The 15,978-nt window shown below is 38.0% G+C and carries 14 protein-coding genes; 9 read left to right on the forward strand and 5 right to left on the reverse strand.

The window, feature by feature from the left end:
* Window positions 1-79 precede the first annotated feature (79 nt).
* From cshA to IGJ76_RS00995, 4 genes are all read left to right on the forward strand, one after another.
* Entirely contained in the window at window positions 80-1,594 is a 1,515-nt protein-coding gene (gene cshA / locus IGJ76_RS00980; RefSeq protein WP_067483362.1) for a degradosome RNA helicase CshA, read from the forward strand.
* Window positions 1,595-1,723: 129 nt separating this feature from the next.
* Complete coding sequence (gene acpS / locus IGJ76_RS00985) at window positions 1,724-2,074, forward strand: holo-ACP synthase (RefSeq protein WP_067483359.1); 351 nt, start codon at window positions 1,724-1,726, stop codon at window positions 2,072-2,074.
* Between the two features lie 15 nt (window positions 2,075-2,089).
* On the forward strand, window positions 2,090-3,211 hold the full coding sequence (gene alr, locus IGJ76_RS00990; RefSeq protein WP_067483357.1) for an alanine racemase: 1,122 nt from the start codon (window positions 2,090-2,092) through the stop codon (window positions 3,209-3,211).
* A 10-nt stretch (window positions 3,212-3,221) separates the two neighbouring features.
* Window positions 3,222-3,584: a type II toxin-antitoxin system PemK/MazF family toxin gene (locus tag IGJ76_RS00995; RefSeq protein WP_067483355.1), complete on the forward strand. Its 363-nt coding sequence runs from the start codon at window positions 3,222-3,224 to the stop codon at window positions 3,582-3,584.
* A gap of 313 nt (window positions 3,585-3,897) precedes the next feature.
* Here IGJ76_RS00995 and rpsN read toward each other — a convergent pair whose 3' ends face one another.
* Window positions 3,898-4,167, reverse strand: a complete 270-nt coding sequence (gene rpsN, locus IGJ76_RS01000; protein WP_067483353.1) for a 30S ribosomal protein S14 — start codon at window positions 4,165-4,167, stop codon at window positions 3,898-3,900.
* A 184-nt stretch (window positions 4,168-4,351) separates the two neighbouring features.
* Here rpsN and IGJ76_RS01005 point away from each other — a divergent pair, with 184 nt between their 5' ends.
* The 4 genes from IGJ76_RS01005 to IGJ76_RS01020 all read left to right on the forward strand — a co-directional run bounded on the left by IGJ76_RS01005 (window position 4,352) and on the right by IGJ76_RS01020 (window position 10,689).
* The gene (locus IGJ76_RS01005; protein WP_067483351.1) at window positions 4,352-5,296 is read left to right on the forward strand and encodes an NADP-dependent oxidoreductase; all 945 of its coding nucleotides are present in this window, start codon (window positions 4,352-4,354) and stop codon (window positions 5,294-5,296) included.
* A gap of 30 nt (window positions 5,297-5,326) precedes the next feature.
* Window positions 5,327-5,641 carry a hypothetical protein gene (locus IGJ76_RS01010; protein ID WP_067483350.1) on the forward strand — a complete coding sequence of 105 codons (315 nt, stop codon included), beginning with the start codon at window positions 5,327-5,329 and terminating at the stop codon, window positions 5,639-5,641.
* 307 nt (window positions 5,642-5,948) lie between these two features.
* The gene (locus IGJ76_RS01015) at window positions 5,949-8,654 is read left to right on the forward strand and encodes a YhgE/Pip family protein (protein WP_430596679.1); all 2,706 of its coding nucleotides are present in this window, start codon (window positions 5,949-5,951) and stop codon (window positions 8,652-8,654) included.
* 211 nt (window positions 8,655-8,865) lie between these two features.
* Window positions 8,866-10,689 carry an amino acid permease gene (locus IGJ76_RS01020; RefSeq protein ID WP_067483346.1) on the forward strand — a complete coding sequence of 608 codons (1,824 nt, stop codon included), beginning with the start codon at window positions 8,866-8,868 and terminating at the stop codon, window positions 10,687-10,689.
* Between the two features lie 337 nt (window positions 10,690-11,026).
* Here the strand turns inward: IGJ76_RS01020 and IGJ76_RS01025 are convergent, their stop codons facing one another.
* From IGJ76_RS01025 to IGJ76_RS01040, 4 genes are read right to left on the reverse strand one after another with little or no spacing between them, the layout of a single operon-like run.
* On the reverse strand, window positions 11,027-11,686 hold the full coding sequence (locus IGJ76_RS01025) for an ABC transporter permease (protein WP_067483344.1): 660 nt from the start codon (window positions 11,684-11,686) through the stop codon (window positions 11,027-11,029).
* A 4-nt stretch (window positions 11,687-11,690) separates the two neighbouring features.
* Window positions 11,691-12,611: an osmoprotectant ABC transporter substrate-binding protein gene (locus IGJ76_RS01030; RefSeq protein WP_067483342.1), complete on the reverse strand. Its 921-nt coding sequence runs from the start codon at window positions 12,609-12,611 to the stop codon at window positions 11,691-11,693.
* The gene (locus IGJ76_RS01035) at window positions 12,608-13,249 is read right to left on the reverse strand and encodes an ABC transporter permease (protein WP_067483340.1); all 642 of its coding nucleotides are present in this window, start codon (window positions 13,247-13,249) and stop codon (window positions 12,608-12,610) included. The genes IGJ76_RS01030 and IGJ76_RS01035 overlap by 4 nt, the downstream gene beginning before the upstream one ends.
* Window positions 13,250-13,252: 3 nt before the next feature.
* The gene (locus IGJ76_RS01040) at window positions 13,253-14,428 is read right to left on the reverse strand and encodes a betaine/proline/choline family ABC transporter ATP-binding protein (protein ID WP_067483338.1); all 1,176 of its coding nucleotides are present in this window, start codon (window positions 14,426-14,428) and stop codon (window positions 13,253-13,255) included.
* Window positions 14,429-14,640: 212 nt separating this feature from the next.
* Here IGJ76_RS01040 and queA point away from each other — a divergent pair, with 212 nt between their 5' ends.
* The gene (gene queA / locus IGJ76_RS01045) at window positions 14,641-15,672 is read left to right on the forward strand and encodes a tRNA preQ1(34) S-adenosylmethionine ribosyltransferase-isomerase QueA (RefSeq protein ID WP_095803357.1); all 1,032 of its coding nucleotides are present in this window, start codon (window positions 14,641-14,643) and stop codon (window positions 15,670-15,672) included.
* The last annotated feature ends 306 nt before the right edge of the window (window positions 15,673-15,978 follow it).

Raw genomic sequence — 15,978 nt, forward strand, 5'->3', positions numbered from 1 at the left:
CTTCACTTTGACCGAACAAATCGACGGGGTAGCAAAAAGAAGCTACATCCTCAGTTAACAACCACATAGGAGGATTCATTTGAAATTTAAAGAATTAGAATTATCACCAGAATTATTGAAATCAGTTGAACGTGCTGGTTTTGAAGAAGCAACACCGATCCAATCAGAAACAATTCCTTTAGCATTAGCTGGGAAAGACGTTATTGGTCAAGCACAAACAGGTACTGGTAAAACAGCTGCTTTTGGGCTACCAATGTTAGAAAAAATCGACCCTCAACGCCATGAATTACAAGGTTTAGTTATTTCACCAACACGTGAGTTAGCTATCCAAACACAAGAAGAACTTTATCGTTTAGGTCGCGATAAAAAAATTCGTGTACAAGCTGTTTACGGCGGAGCAGATATCGGTCGTCAAATCCGTGGCTTAAAAGATCGTCCACATATCGTTGTTGGGACACCGGGACGTATGTTAGATCACATTAACCGTCACACATTAAAATTAGGAACTGTTCAAACATTAGTTTTAGATGAAGCAGATGAAATGTTGAACATGGGCTTCTTGGAAGATATTGAAAAAATTATTTCAACTGTTCCAGAAGAACGCCAAACATTATTATTCTCTGCAACAATGCCACCAGCAATCAAAAACATTGGTGTCAAATTCATGAAAAATCCAACACACGTAAAAATCAAAGCAAAAGAAATGACAGCTGATTTGATTGATCAATATTATGTACGTGCAAAAGAATATGAAAAATTTGATATCATGACTCGTTTATTCGATGTTCAAAAACCTGAATTGACGATTGTATTTGGTCGCACAAAACGCCGTGTAGATGAATTAGCTCGTGGATTAGAAGCACGTGGCTATCGCGCAGAAGGAATTCACGGTGATTTATCACAACAAAAACGTATGAGCGTTTTACGTTCATTCAAGAGCGGTCATTTAGATATTTTAGTTGCAACCGATGTAGCTGCCCGTGGATTAGATATCTCTGGTGTGACACATGTTTACAACTACGATATCCCTCAAGATCCAGAAAGCTACGTTCACCGTATTGGACGTACAGGTCGTGCAGGAAAAGGCGGAATGTCAGTTACTTTTGTTACACCAAACGAAATGGGTTACTTACACGTAATTGAAAACTTAACGAAAAAACGTATGACTGCTTTGCGTCCACCAACCGAAAAAGAAGCATTTAAAGGCCAACTAGGCGCTGCTTTTGAAGAAGTTGAAGCAAAACTTGAAGAAAACGGTTTGGACAAATACTTGTCACCAGCAGATAAATTGTTGGAAAAATATTCAGCACAAGATTTGGCTGCACTATTATTAAAAACTGTTGCAAAAGATCCTTCAGATGCAATTCCAGTGAAAATCACACCAGAACGTCCATTACCATCTCAGAAAAAAGGGTTCAATAAAAATGGTAAACGTGGTGGCGGCAATAATCGTAATCGTCGAGGCGAAGGCGGAAATTACCGTGGAAATAAATCTAAAGGCGGATATAACAAAAACAACGGAAATCATAAAGACGGCGGTCGTCGTCAAAACGATAAAAAACGTGGATTTGTAATTCGCTCAAATAACGATTAAAAAACAAATGAAAGCTTCTCTTATTTTAAGAGGAGCTTTCATTTTTGTTATATATAGACTTAATTGTGGTAAATTGGCAGGAATTTGGTAGAATGAGATTGTTCGAAATTTGATGAAGAGAGAAGATAAATGATAAAAGGGATTGGAATCGACGCAGTTGAATTACCAAGGATTGCTAAAATTATTCAAGAAAAAACAAATTTTATTGATCGCGTACTAACAGTCAATGAGATTGAATTGTTTCGTGTATTACCCTTCCATCGCCAAGTAGAATTTTTAGGTGGGCGTTATGCATGTAAAGAGGCTTTTTCAAAAGCTTGGGGAACAGGAATCGGTAAAGTAACATTTCAAGAAATTGAAATTTTAAAAGATGTGCTCGGTCAGCCTGTTGTCACACAGTCCCCACATCAAGGAACTGTTTGGGTAAGTATCACACACACAGATGAATTGGCTTTTGCACAAATTATTTTGGAAGAATAGAAAGAAGGAAAGAAAATGGTTGTCGCTTGGAATCGTCCGACAAAAGCAATTATACATACACAAGCTATTACAGAGAATGTGGCAAATGAATTAGCAAGACTTCCAAAAGGAAAAGAATTATTTGCAGTTGTGAAAGCAAATGGTTATGGACATGGTGCGATTGAAACGGCACATGCAGCGATTGCGGGAGGTGCTACAGGCTTTTGTGTAGCTAACTTAGATGAAGGCCTAGAATTAAGAGAAGCAGGTTTCACTCAGCCAATTTTAGTCTTAAATATGATTCCTTTTACCGCAATCGAATTGGCAATTGCCAATGATTTGGCAGTAACGGTGGGGACCAAAGAATGGTTAGATGACGCCAAAGAATATTTTTCAGAACATGCAATTGAAGGCCAGTTGAAAATTCATTTAAAAGCAGATACGGGAATGGGACGAATTGGTTTTTTAACACCAAAAGAAGTCAGTGAAGCAGTTGAATTTGTTCAAGCAATATCGTATTTTGAATGGGAAGGGTTATTTACACATTTTTCTACTGCTGACCAAGAAGATGATACGTATTGGAATTTACAAAAAAATCGTTTTTTAGCTGTTCTTGAAGAATTACCAGAGTTACCTCGCTATGTGCATGTTAGTAACAGTGCAACAGCTTTGTGGCACGACGAATCAATTGGGAATATGATTCGTTACGGAATTGCGATGTATGGATTGAATCCATCTGGTCATGCGTTACCAGAAATTTATCCATTACAACCAGCACTCGAACTTGTTTCTGAATTGATTCAAGTGAAAGAATTAGCTGCTAATGAAGGAATTGGCTATGGTGAAACATACATCACATCAAAACCAGAATGGATTGGAACCGTACCAATTGGTTACGCAGATGGCTGGTTGAGAAAGATGCAAGGATTTTCTTTATTAGTTGATGGAAAATTTTGTGAAATAGTGGGGCGAGTTTGTATGGATCAATTGATGGTTCGCTTACCTTATGAATTACCTGTAGGAACAACTGTGACTCTGATTGGGAAAAACCAGGATCAGGTGATTGCGATGCAAGATGTAGCCGATCAATTAGAAACGATTCATTATGAAGTAGCTTGTATACTAGGAACACGGATACCAAGAGAATATCAAAAATAAGGAGGATCCTATGGTAAAAAGAGGAGATATTTACTTTGCTGATCTTTCTCCAGTTGTGGGATCAGAGCAAGGCGGAACACGCCCTGTGCTGATTATTCAAAATAATTTAGGAAACCATTTTAGTCCAACGGTAATCGTGGCAGCAATTACTGCAAAAATGGCGAAACCTAAATTACCCACGCATATAGGGATCAAAGCAACGGGAACAGGAATAGACCGAGACTCCGTCATTTTATTAGAACAAATTCGGACCATTGATAAATCAAGATTGAAAGAAAAAGTGTGTCACTTAGATCGTGAAATTATGCAAGATGTCGATCGCGCATTAAAAATCAGTGTTGGTGTGGAGGCAATCGCTCCAGTATCAAAGTAACGATGATGTGACTTGCCTGAATGAAATTTAGTCGATATGTAGCAGCTCTGACTAACTTGATAAATTATATTTACATAGAATAAGCAGTGTTCGCAAACAATTGTGATATGAAGGCAAAAAAAGGTGAGGGCAAACGAAATCTCGTTTGCCCTCACCTTTTTAATTAGTTCTTCAGTCAGTCTTGCTTGCAAAGTATACGAAAAAGAGATTGGGACAAAAGTAGTCACCCGCAAGTTTTGAAGCGCAAAACTTTTGAACCGCATTTTTTCCGTGAAAGGAAATTCTTCAACTTATTCAAAACAGAACTTTGTAATTACCAGCTAGCTTTTTTAACGCCGGGAATCAATCCCTTATGAGCTAATTCACGGAATTTCACGCGAGACATTCCGAATTTACGCATGTATCCGCGTGGACGACCATCAATTAAGTCGCGATTTTTCAAACGTTCTGGGCGCGCATCTAAAGGGAGCTTACGCAAGCCTTCATAATCATGGTTCGCTTTTAATTCTTGTCGTACTGCCGCATAACGTTCAATCGTTGCTTGCTGTTTCTTTGCTTTTGCAATTTTTGATTTTTTTGCCATTGTGTTTCCTCCAATTGTTTAAAATTTATTTTTTATTTTGATATAAATCGTAATTGTTACGATTATGAGATGTCCGTTCATAATTTAGCACGTCTGATTAAAAAAGACAACTATTTTTACTCATACACTTTTTTTGTAAAAAATAGCACTTCCACGTAAACTAATAAAGAGGAGTGTGACAAGTATGAAAAGATTTGCGATAAAAGAGTATGGTTTAGCACAGGATGTATTTGAAGAAATCGATGCGAGTCCACGTGAAGTAAAGGATGGACGCCTTCGAGTAGCGTTAAAGGCATTTAGTATCAACCCATATGATGTATCTCTTCGACTTGGAAATATGAAAGAGGTTCGTCCGTTAAAATTTCCTTATGTTTTGGGAAATGATGGTGCCGGAATTGTAACCGAAATTGCTTCAGACGTGACTGATTTTGTTGTTGGTGATCGAGTAGTTGTCCACGCAGTTGGAGGGACCTATGGCGAAGAAATTGTTGTTCCCGCGAAAAAAGTAGCAAAGATTCCTGAGAAAATGGATTGGGCGCAAGCAGCGGGTATGGTAACAACAGGATTGACTGCGTATAATTTATTGACACATTTACTTGATGTACAACCAACGGATGTTGTGATGATTGAAGGAGCTTCTGGCGGTGTTGGTTCAAGCCTTGTCCAGTTATTGCATGCTAAAGGGATCAAAGTGTTAGCCAGTGCTTCCAAAAAAAATGAAGAAAAAGTACGTGAGCTTGGAGTAGCGGAATTCGCTGCTTACGATCAAGAAGATGCCGGCGAACGTTTTGCGAATCAAGCAGATATTGTAATTGATGCAACAAAAGGTAGCAAACGCGGGACTTCGGGTATCGAGATTATGAAACCAGGGGGGCGTTATGTTGCATTGACGCAACTACCAGATTTGGATCTACGAGAGAAAAAAAGTGGTTTTTATGAATCATTTGTTCCAAGAAAGGAATATCAAGATCAAGAAGCATTTTCTTATTTATTACGAGCATATGAAAAAGGAACATTCACTGTACCTATTAGTCAACTGTTGCCAGCAACATTAGAGAATGTCATCCATGCACATCAGTTAGTGGAAGGCCATCCTCCTGCTGGAAAAATTGTATTGACACTCGCTTAGTTATGCTATACTTTCGCATGAGGTGAGAGGATGAATAAAAATTGGCAAGCAATCAAACAACAGTTAACTGAAAAAGAATGGCTAACGAATGGTTATTATCGTTTACGTAAACAAGGAGAATACTATGAATTTGCTTTTTTACAACCAGGTCCCTGTGGTGATTTCATGTATCACCCGCAAATCACTGTTCAAGAAATAGCAAATGAACCAGTTCCAATCAAATGTTTTGATAATGGTGGTTCTTCTGTCCAATCTTTCGTAAGAGATGAAAGTAATCAACAACAGTTAAATGAAATATTTGAACAATTGATGCAAACCTATCTTGAAGAAAAAATAGGTAAATAATTTTTAATTCTGTCAGAAACTTTTTGGCGAGGACAAAACAAGAAAAAAGTTTTGTCCTCACTTTTTTATGTTTGCGAAAGAGATTTCATGGATTAGGGCTAAATTTTTATCATAAAATTATCATTCCACGTTATTTCATGATAAAGTGAAGGAAATAAAATTTAATAGTTTTTTAAATTGTAAGAGATTACAGTTCGACAGTTGTCCTTATATGTCAAAATTCTCGCTTTTTTTGATTAATGTTCATTGAAATCATAGAGAATTGCATGGTAAAGTAGTTCAGCTAGAAAAAAAGAAGGGGAAAATTATGGGATCAATCAAAAATACATTTAAACTTTACTTACTTGATTGGAAACGAATCTTTAAAAACCCGATTGCGACACTTCTGATTATCGCTATCATGATTATCCCTTCACTGTACGCATGGTTTAATATCAAAGCTTTGTGGGATCCATATGGAAATACTGGAGAGTTACCAATCGCCGTATACAGTGCGGATAAGCCAGTTGAATTTCAAGGAAAAGAAGTAGCTATTGGGAAAGAAGTAATAAAGTCACTACACAAAAATGACCAGCTGGGTTGGCAATTTGTTGACTCAAAAGCTGAATTAGAATCTGGTGTTCGTTCAGGAAAATATTATGCAGGTATTTATCTGCCAACTGATTTTTCTGAAGACTTATTAAGTTTTACCAGTGGGGACATTAAGAAACCAAAAATCGAATACACCGTTAATGAAAAAATTAACGCGATTGCGCCGAAAATCACTGATAAAGGTGCAAGTTCGATTCAGTCACAAATCACAGAGGAATTTATTAACACAGCAAGTTCAACCTTGCTAAAAGTTTTTAACGAAATTGGTTACGATATTGATTCCAACTTAGTGAGCATCAATAAAGTAAAAGATATGATTCTTTCTACTGATGAAAACCTGGATGACATTGAAGGGTATACCAAAAAAGTGCTAGAACTTCAAAGCCAACTTCCTGGCATCAAAGAAAAGCTCAACAAAGCAAATGAATTTGTTGACTATCTACCAAAAGTAGACGAAATGGGTGGAAAAGTCATTGCATTGAATGACAAGATGCCTGAACTTCAAGAACAAGCGAAGATTATTTTGGATCTACAAGAAAAAATTCCTGAAATCCAAAACGCTGGGAAACAATTAGCGATGATTGATGAAGATTTTGCTTCAATCCAAGATACAATGAATCAAGGAATTGATGAAGCAAAACAAGGATTAGTGATTATTGGTCAAGTGCAAGATGCTTTGCCAGATATCAAAAGATTGGAATCACAGGCAAGTAATCTTGCGTCGACAACTGAAAATGGTGCGACACAATTAAAAGAGGCTGTTCCAAGTATTGTGACCAGCGTGCAAGTGACTTTAAAATCAATTGGCGAAGTTGCCACTACGACAAATTCGATTATTGAAACAATCGAAGGAGCGATTGCAGATGGTGAACTGACGACTGAAGAAAAAGCGAATATCGGTCAAATCTTAACTGATTTTTCTGCTAGTTTGGGTCGTCAACAAGAAGCCATTGATCAAGTTGTCCAATTTATGACAGACTTACAAACAAGTGCTGGAAACAATAAACTAGACGACGTTATTGCTGGATTGAAAAATATCAAAACAGCACTTGGTAATTTGAACACACGTGTGAATGAATTAAATACGGCTGTTCAAAATGGGAACTTAAATCAAGTGAAAAGTTTGCTTGAAGGCGTCAAAACAATTGCTTCAAATATCAAAGAATTGACAGGTAATATTGATGTTAATGCAGTTGGCTCAACTGTTGAATCAATCTTAGATCAGTTGATTCACACGATTCAAACAGCAAATGGTGTCTTAGACAAAGCAGACCAAATCGACTTTGATTCGTTATTAAGTTCGACAAAGACAACTGTTTCAAATGCAGTTGGTATCCTAGAAAAATATCAAAAAGAAATGCCCGCAATTGGTCAAGAAGTCCATGATGCGAACACCATGCTGAATGGAAACATGAATACGATCGTTGACGGCATCAATAAAGGCGCTGACTTGTATAATAATGATTTGCCAGTCGTTGCGCAAAAATTAAACACAGCTGCTGATTTTATTAAGAATGATTGGCCAACTTTAAAAGGTGAATTAACGGGCACGTTGACAACGGTCAATGAAAAGATGCCAGAAGTTGAGACAGCTGTTAATGCTGCCGCAGACTTGATTACAAATGATTGGCCAAGTATCAAGGCAGGAATTGAAAAAGCTGCTGATGCTATCCGTAAAGGGGAAGAAGAAGTCGATCTTGGTGAAGTAATTAAATTATTGAAATTAGATGCGACAAAAGAAAGTGATTTCTTTACAAACCCAGTTGAATTGAAAACAAATCAACTGTATCCAATTGCCAATAATGGTTCAGCAAGTACACCATTCTACACGGCATTATGTATTTGGGTTGGTGCAGTCTTACTTTCAAGTGTAGCAACTACTGACTATTATCTTGAGAAAAAAGATAAAACAAAATTCACGAAGCGAGAACAATATGTTGCTCGAATGTTGACATTCTTAACGATTGGTTTGGCACAAGGATTGATCGTTGCTCTTGGAAATATCTTCCTATTGGGCGTAGACGTTCATAATCCAGTGTATAGCGTGTTATTTGCGTTATTAGTGTCCTTATCCTTCATGATGATTGTTTATGTGCTAGCGTCCTTATTCGGCAACGTAGGGAAAGGGCTGGCGATTATCATCCTCGTGCTGTCAATTTCAGGTGGTGGTGGGAATTATCCAATTCAAGTTTCTGGAAAATTCTTCCAAATGATCAATCCATTCTTACCGTTCACTCACGCGGTGAATTTATTGCGTGAATCAGCTGGTGGTATTTACTGGCCAACGGCAACGAATGCGATTTGGATTATGATTGGTTTGTTCATCGTCTTTGGGATTGTCGGAACGGCTGTTTATCCATTTATTGAATCTAAAATGAAAAAATTGCAGGAATACTCACACGAAAGTCATATTTTCCACTGAGTACGTTGCGATGAATCAAAAATTGAACTGGAATCTCTTGAGTGAATGGAGATTCCAGTTTTTCTATAATTAAAAATCTTTTCGTTTTTTGAAAGATTTTTTTAGTAGAATGTTGACTTTTATATTTGATGAGCGTACTATATCATCTTGTTTACTGTAAATTTTCGAAAACAATATTTAACATGAAAAAAAGTGTAAAGGAGTTTAAGAGTTGGATTACTTAAAAAGGTTGTTAGTCGGTAAACCGTTAAAGTCTGCTGAAAATGACGACCATAAATTGAGTCGATTTGCTGCGCTAGCATTATTGTCTTCTGATGCACTATCTTCGATTGCATATGGGACAGAACAAATCGTTGTTGTGTTGGTTGCTTTGTCTACCGCAGCAATTTGGTATTCATTACCTATTGCAGCATTTGTTATTATTTTACTTATTTCATTAACTTTATCTTATCGACAAATTATTCATGCTTATCCTCATGGCGGTGGTGCTTATGTGGTAAGTAGTGAAAACTTAGGGAAAAACGCTGGTCTGATTTCTGGGGGATCATTGTTGATCGATTATATGCTGACTGTTGCGGTATCTGTTTCTGCTGGGGCAGAGGCGATAACGTCGGCGATCCCAGCTTTGTATGGTCATCAGGTAGGTATTTCCGTCGCAATTGTCTTGTTATTGATGATGCTGAATTTAAGAGGGTTACGTGAATCGGCCTCTTTCTTATTAGTTCCTGTTTATACATTTATTATTGTCATTACCTTGCTGATTGTCGTTGGTCTGTTCAACATTGTGACTGGTGCAGTACCGTTAAATGCGACTGCCTTGCCAGGCGCGGCCGTTCCAGGTGTTTCGATTGCATTGATTTTACGTGCCTTTTCATCTGGCTCCTCTTCACTGACTGGGGTTGAGGCAATCAGTAATGCGGTACCGTTCTTTAAAAAACCACGGGCGAAAAACGCTGCGGGTACGTTAACAATGATGGCTGTCATTTTAGGATTTTTCTTTGTGGGAATTACATTCATTAACTACTGGTATGGCATCGTACCTGAAACAGAAGTGACGGTCTTGTCTCAAATCGGTAAAGCTGTCTTTGGACATGGTGTGTTGTATTACGTTTTACAATTTGCAACTGCTTTGATTTTAGCAGTAGCCGCAAATACTGGTTTCTCTGCGTTTCCAGTTTTAGCGTTTAATTTAGCAAAAGATAAATTCATGCCACATATGTATCAGGATCGTGGTGACCGTTTAGGTTATTCAAATGGGATCATGACTTTAGCCTTTGGTTCAATCATCTTATTGTTTATCTTCCAAGGATCAACGGAACGATTGATTCCACTTTATTCGATTGGTGTATTTATCCCATTTGCTCTTTCTCAAACAGGGATGGTTATCAAGTGGCGAAAAGAAGGTAAGAAGTGGTTGCAAAAATCAATTGCAAACATTGTTGGAGCATTTATTTCTTACTCGATTATTATTATTTTGTTCATCTATCGTTTAGGTGATATCTGGCCATTCTTTATCATTATGCCTATTGTTCTGTTTGTTTTTTACAAAATTCATGGACACTACAAAAATGTGGCAGAACAACTTCGCTTAGAAGAAGATGCTAAGTTACATGATTTTGATGGAAATACGGTGTTAGTTTTAGTGGGAAATGTTACTCGTGTAAACATTGGAGCGTTGAATTATGCACGTTCGATTGGGGACTATGTAGTAGCAATGCACGTATCCTTAGATGAAGATGTGGCGAAGGAAAAAGAAATCGAAGCCGAATTCAAAAAACATTTTCCTGATGTTCGTTTTTCGGTTGTTCATTCTTCGTATCGTTCAATTGAAAACCCAATTATTCGCTATGTGGATCTAGTGAGCAAAAATGCAGCAAAACAAAACTATACGACAACGGTGTTGATTCCACAGTTTGTACCAAACCGTCGTTGGCAAAATATTTTGCACAACCAAACAAGTTTGCGTTTACGTTTGCGACTTTCTTGGCGAGAAAATATTGTTATCAGTACCTATAGTTATCATCTGAAAAAATAAGTAATGGAGCATAGCGATTACTTTATCAATAAACAAAGATTGTGGATCCAAGTGCTCAGTTTCGAAAAAATAATTCATAACTGTCAAAAATGGCTACTCATATTTTTGGACAGTTATGAATTATTTTGAGGAGTTGCTTTGGGAACACTGTGAATAAGATTGTGGTGCAAAACGTTTAGCTCTGACAAGATAGCGAGCAGACACTCAAAATAGTTTTTCATATTTTGAAGTGAATGTGAGCTATTTTGAGGAGTTGTTTTGGGAACACTGTTTATAGAAAAAAAGGACCTGTGACAAACTGTCGCAGGGCCTTTTTTCTATTGTTCAGCTTCGTACACTAAGCTTTTTTTGCTGCAGGATCTAAGCGTCGTTCTACGATACCAAGTACCCAGTCAGTAATGATCGCCATTAAAGCTGTTGGTAACGCACCTGCAAGAATGATTGAAGCACCGTCTGTTGCATTGGTCCCGCGGATAATGATGTCACCAAGGCCGCCGGCACCAACGAATGCACCAATCGCAGTAATTCCGATCGCAACAACCAAAGCGTTACGAATCCCAGCCATAATGACCGAAACAGATAAAGGTAGTTCCACCATGATTAAACGTTGACGAGCAGTCATACCCATTCCTTTACCGACATCCAAAATATTTTTATCTACTTGGATCATGCCAGTATAAGTGTTTTTGATAATTGGTAATAAGGAGTACAAGAAGACCGTAACAATAACTACGTTAACACCTAGCCCCAGTCCAATCATCAAAATAGAAAGCATTGCTAAAGAGGGGACAGTTTGAATGATGTTTGCTAAGCGAATGACCCAATTGGCAAGTTTGCGTTTACGAGAGATCAATATCCCAATCGGAATCGCTACAACAGCGGCGAAAAAGACACCGTAAATTGAAATCAAGAAGTGACGGATAAATTGACTAAAGACATAGGCACCGTTTTCTTGAAAATAATAGACGAATTGTTGAAATAAATTCATTTTATCCATGCAATCACTTCCCTTCCTCAAAATAATGATGTTCTTTCAAAAAGCGTTCGGCAACAACAGAAGGTTCCACCAAATTGTTGTCTGCCTCATAATTTAATTTTTGCATTTCCTCTGTAGTGATCGTACCACCTAATTTTTGTAAGGCTTCCTCTAGGTGAGGCGTGTCTTTCAACACTTGGTTTGCGACGACCGGTGCAGCATCATAAGGTGGGAAGAAGCTTAAATCATCCTCTAACATCACCAAATCATAACTTGCAATTCGTCCATCAGTAGAATAACCTAATACGATGTCCATTTTTCCTGCTTCAACAGCGTCATAAACTAAACCAATTTGCATTGGCAAGATAGATTCAAACGAAAAGCCATATGTTTCTTGGAAGCCATCATAGCCATCACCTTTACGGTTGATCCAAGAAGTATCGACACCTGCAACGAGTTCATCCGCTACATTTTTCAAATCACTGACTTTCGTTAGATTGTATTTCTCAGCTGTGTCTTTGCGAACGAGAAAGACATACGTGTTTTCAAATCCATAAGAAGGAAACCATGTTTGATTGTACCGTTTTTCAAATTCTTCTTTCACTATGGCAAATGCTTTTTTAGGATCTTTTTCAGGCGGTAGCCCTAAGGTAGTTGTTAAGTCCGTTCCTGTATAGCGTGCCGCAGAAATCGAAGCGTCCCCATTAATCATAGCTTGGTGATTAATCGTTGTTGTTGCTAAATTGTTGATGATCGTTGTGTTTTTGTCTGTATAATGTTCAACCATTCCAGCGACAATCCCTGCAAGAATTTGTGCTTCTGAAGTAATGCCACCAGTAATCGAAATCGTTTGGTCATCCGTATTACTTGCTAAGCCTGGCAAAGAACAGCTACCGAGAATGAGTGAGAGTCCAAAAAGCAAAATGAGTTGTTTAAGTCGTTTCATTCATCATTCTCCTTTCTAAGCGCAATCGGAGTGAGATGTGTTTCTAATAAACCAAGTAAGAAATCAGCAAGCAGAGCTAAAATCGTTACCGGAATCGTTCCAGCAAAAATCAGATCTGGTTGATAATTATTTAGTCCACTAAAAATCAAATCACCTAAACCGCCTGCACCAATGTAAGAGGCTAAAGTTGCCCAAGCAATCACATAGACTGCAGCTAAACGAATCCCTGCCATAATCGTTGGCATCGCGATTGGAAGTTCCACTGAAAGAATGGACTGCAGATTGGTCATGCCCATTCCTTTGGCAACATCTCGATAGTTCCAATCCACATTTTTCATCCCAATATAGGTGTTTCGTAAAATAGGCAATAGCGAATAAATAAAGAGAGCAATAATTGCGGGTGTTTTTCCAACGCCTAGCAAGGGTATCATCAGAGCTAACAGTGCCAAAGAGGGAACCGTTTGAAGTGCGCTACTAATACCAATCACAATCGTTGCCGCTTTTTGAAAACGAGTTAAGAGAATCCCTAGCGGAACTGCAACCAAAATACCAAGTGCTAGAGCGAAAAAAGAAATATAAAGATGTTCAGCACTCTTTGTTAAAATTTCGGCGCCATGCTGATTAAAAAACTGCTGCATGAGCTAGACCTCCTTTGTTTCTACAGGCTTCGTTGACTCAATCGCATCTGTGATAGATTGATCTTCTCCCCAAATCACATCATAAACAATATCAACTAGTGAAGCACGAGTTAAAATACCAACTACTCGGTTTTGTTCATCAACGACAGGCACGTATTTTAGTCCACGTTTTAAAATCCGTTGTAAAGTGTCACGTAAATAAGCGGATTCTTTCACGTAGAAAACTTTAGGATTTAAAATATCCCCAACACTCGAAACTTTGCCACGTTTTCGGTCAAGTGTTTCAACATCAATGAAGCCCTTCAATACATTTGAGTTGTCTGTTACTAAAAGGGTATCCACGCGTTTTTCGCGCATGAGTTTGATTGCTTCTTGCAATGATTTTTCTGGAGTAATCGTAATGGCAGTGTTCAACATGACTTCGTTGACGCGTGTCGTGTCCGGTTTTGCTTGAAGCAAACGATCTTCACCGATAAGTTCTTCTACGAATTCATTGGCAGGGTTACGTAAAATATTTTCTGGTGTATCAAACTGGATCACTTTTCCTTCACTCATGATAGCGATACGACTTGCTAATTTTAATGCTTCGTCCATATCGTGGGTAACAAAGACAATGGTTTTCCCTAGACGTTCTTGTAAGTCTTTCACTAGATCTTGCAAGGCGTCACGCGTAATTGGATCTAGCGCGCCAAATGGTTCATCCATCAAAATAATATCTTGATTAGCAGCTAATGCCCGAACGACACCAATTCTTTGTTGTTGTCCGCCAGAGAGTTCGCTTGGATAGCGATCAAGCATCTCACGAGGTAATTCGACAAGGTCAATCATTTTCTCGGCAGTTTTATTACGTTCTTCCTGACTAACTTTCAGTAGCTTTTGTACAAGTGTAATATTTTCTCGAATGGTCATGTGTGGCATCAAACCAATATTTTGAATAACATAGCCAATTTGTCGGCGTAGTTCAACCGGATTGATATCTAGGATGTTTTTTCCATCAATCAAAATTTTTCCTTTAGACGGGTCAGTCATTCGATTTATCATGCGCATCGTCGTTGTTTTCCCACTACCACTAGTTCCGATAAAGCAGATAAATTCTCCTTGTTCAAACGAAAGATTCACGTCATCAACAGCAACTTTGTTTCCTTTATAAATTTTTGATACATGTTGAAATTCAATCAAATTTTCTCACCTCAAATTATCATTTTTTTAATCTTCACATAACTAGTATGGCTGAAAAATCGTTAACATACAAATCGAAAGGTTTGAAAGAAGAGATTTTTTACTGGAATATGGATTGGGGTGTGCTAAAAAAGTTTGAACTGAGCTGTTCGCCAAGTCTCTAAAAAAGTGTTAGAATAGCTTGAGATAAATGACTAGAAAGAGTGGATAAGATGTTAACAACAGAGGATTTTGATTTTGATTTGCCAGAAGAACTCATTGCACAAACACCGTTAAAAGATCGTGACCAGTCACGTTTGTTAGTGGTCAATCGTACAACAGGGGAGTTAGAAGATAAACATTTTCATGATATTATTGATGAATTGAACCCGGGGGACGCCTTGGTCATGAATGACACACGCGTGCTACCCGCTCGTTTATATGGAGAAAAACCAGATACTGGCGCTCATTTAGAAGTATTGCTTTTAACGAATACAGAAGGTGATACATGGGAAACGTTGATCAAGCCAGCTAAACGTGCCAAAGTAGGGACAACGATTTCATTTGGTGATGGTCGACTAAAAGCTGTGGTGGAAGAAGAACTAGAGCATGGTGGACGAATCATTACGTTTAAATATGACGGAATTTTTCTTGAAATCTTAGAATCGCTGGGCGAAATGCCCTTGCCACCTTATATCAAAGAACGCCTAGAAGATCCAGATCGTTACCAAACAGTGTACGCGAAAGAAAATGGTTCTGCGGCAGCCCCAACAGCAGGATTACATTTTACAAAAGAATTATTGGAAGAAATCGAAGCCAAAGGAATTGAATTAATCTACTTGACACTTCATGTTGGCCTAGGAACATTCCGTCCAGTTAGCGTAGATAAGATTGAAGATCATCATATGCATAGTGAATTTTATCGGTTAACAGAGGATGCTTCGAAACGTTTGAACCAAGTTCGCGAGAATGGCGGGAAAATCGTAGCGGTAGGGACAACTTCTATTCGGACATTAGAAACGATTGGGACAAAGTTCAATGGTGAAATCAAAGCTGACAGTGGTTGGACAGAAATTTTTATTACACCAGGTTATGAATTTAAAGTCGTCCAAGCATTTTCAACAAATTTCCATTTGCCAAAATCAACCTTAGTGATGTTAGTAAGTGCATTTGCGGGTCGCGAATTAATTCTGTCTGCATACCAACATGCGATTGACGAACGTTACCGCTTCTTTAGTTTTGGAGATGCGATGTTCGTCAAATAAATGGGTTGACAATTACATGTTTGAATAAAAATAAGAGAGTGAATGATCCTTATCGATCATTCACTCTCTTTTCTATTTTCCACTTTTAATGAATCACATAAGCAAAGTGAAGCTTACTTTCTGAATTTCAAACTAGCTCTGAGCAATTGAATTAGCTGGAGTAATTTTCCTTGGCTAATAATCAATCAATGTTAAGACAGTATTTTTTGGATCAAATAAATGGTCTGTTTTTCATTTTCAATATAAATGTTTCTTTTGCGCAGAGAGTATCAAAAATTGCTTGTTCAACCACCATTTTTTGATAAT

It is taken from the genome of Enterococcus sp. DIV0175 (assembly GCF_050529075.1).
GTDB lineage: Bacteria > Bacillota > Bacilli > Lactobacillales > Enterococcaceae > Enterococcus_B > Enterococcus_B thailandicus.

Excerpts from the sequence above, each read along its gene's own strand:
- IGJ76_RS01025 (WP_067483344.1), bottom strand. The coding sequence starts at position 11,686 with ATGGATAAAATGAATTTATTTCAACAATTCGTCTATTATTTTCAAGAA.
- queA (WP_095803357.1), top strand. The coding sequence starts at position 14,641 with ATGTTAACAACAGAGGATTTTGATTTTGATTTGCCAGAAGAACTCATT.
- acpS (WP_067483359.1), top strand. The coding sequence starts at position 1,724 with ATGATAAAAGGGATTGGAATCGACGCAGTTGAATTACCAAGGATTGCT.
- alr (WP_067483357.1), top strand. The coding sequence starts at position 2,090 with ATGGTTGTCGCTTGGAATCGTCCGACAAAAGCAATTATACATACACAA.
- IGJ76_RS01015 (WP_430596679.1), top strand. The coding sequence starts at position 5,949 with ATGGGATCAATCAAAAATACATTTAAACTTTACTTACTTGATTGGAAA.
- IGJ76_RS00995 (WP_067483355.1), top strand. The coding sequence starts at position 3,222 with ATGGTAAAAAGAGGAGATATTTACTTTGCTGATCTTTCTCCAGTTGTG.
- IGJ76_RS01035 (WP_067483340.1), bottom strand. The coding sequence starts at position 13,249 with ATGCAGCAGTTTTTTAATCAGCATGGCGCCGAAATTTTAACAAAGAGT.
- IGJ76_RS01005 (WP_067483351.1), top strand. The coding sequence starts at position 4,352 with ATGAAAAGATTTGCGATAAAAGAGTATGGTTTAGCACAGGATGTATTT.
- IGJ76_RS01010 (WP_067483350.1), top strand. The coding sequence starts at position 5,327 with ATGAATAAAAATTGGCAAGCAATCAAACAACAGTTAACTGAAAAAGAA.
- rpsN (WP_067483353.1), bottom strand. The coding sequence starts at position 4,167 with ATGGCAAAAAAATCAAAAATTGCAAAAGCAAAGAAACAGCAAGCAACG.
- IGJ76_RS01030 (WP_067483342.1), bottom strand. The coding sequence starts at position 12,611 with ATGAAACGACTTAAACAACTCATTTTGCTTTTTGGACTCTCACTCATT.